This is a genomic window from uncultured Duncaniella sp. (assembly GCF_910577345.1).
Classification (GTDB): Bacteria; Bacteroidota; Bacteroidia; order Bacteroidales; family Muribaculaceae; genus Duncaniella.
In genome coordinates this window covers 1-934 of sequence record NZ_CAJTMT010000065.1, presented here as the reverse complement: position 1 = coordinate 934, position 934 = coordinate 1, and the positions used below count along the sequence as shown (strand labels likewise).

The following is a 934-nucleotide window of genomic DNA, read 5'->3' as shown; positions in this document are numbered from 1 at the left end:
GTTCTGTGACTTCTATTGGGGAAAGTGCGTTTTACTATTGCTCATCGCTCGCTTCCGTTTCAATCCCAAGTTCTGTGACTTCTATTGGGAAATGGGTGTTCGCCGGTTGCTCATCCCTCGCTTCCGTTTCAATTCCAAGTTCAGTGACTTCAATTGGTAGCCGTGCGTTCTCCGGTTGCTCATCCCTCGCTTCCGTTTCAATCCCAAGTTCGGTAACTTCAATTGCGTACCACACATTCGAAGGCTGCTCATCGCTCACGTCCGTTTCAATCCCAAGTTCGGTAACTTCTATTGGGGAAGGGGCGTTCAACGGTTGCTCCTCGCTTGCTTCTATTTCGATTCCAAATCCAGTGACTTCAATTGAGGACAACACATTCAAAGGTTGCTCATCGCTCACTTCAGTCTCAATACCAAGTTTGGTCACTTCGATTGGTAATGAAGCATTCTCAAATTGCTCGAAGTTAAGCTCAATCAATATCCCGGACGGCGTTAAAACCATTGGTCAATATGCCTTCTCCAATTGTCCGATATCTGAATTACATTTCGGCAAGTCAGTATATTCACTTGGCACATCAGACGGAACGGCAGAAGCACCTGCTTTCTCTCACTCCATCTTCGATGGCTGTTCCAACCTCAAAACCATCACTGTTTCCGATGACAATCCCTATTTCATTGCATATAAGGATGCCCTTGTCATCAAGCCTGACAGCATGATGGTCTACTGCCCTGATTTATCCCGCACATCATGCACCATACCTGCAACTGTCCGCAAAATCGCTGCAAATTCGTTTGAAAATTGTAATAATCTTGCCTCAGTATCTATTCCCGCAACTGTAAAGGAATTTGCTGACTCTCTCTGGTATAATTGTAACTCGCTGCGTCAGGTCATTTATCTTGCCAAGGATCCGGCCACAGCCAACAAGAATATCTTCAA

Annotated in this window: 1 protein-coding gene; it reads left to right on the top strand. The window is 45.5% G+C overall.

What is annotated here, in order from left to right:
* Positions 1-5 precede the first annotated feature (5 nt).
* Positions 6-934, top strand: a 929-nt coding sequence (locus QZ310_RS13630; RefSeq protein ID WP_297073835.1) for a leucine-rich repeat domain-containing protein, incomplete at its 3' end; no start/stop codon positions are given.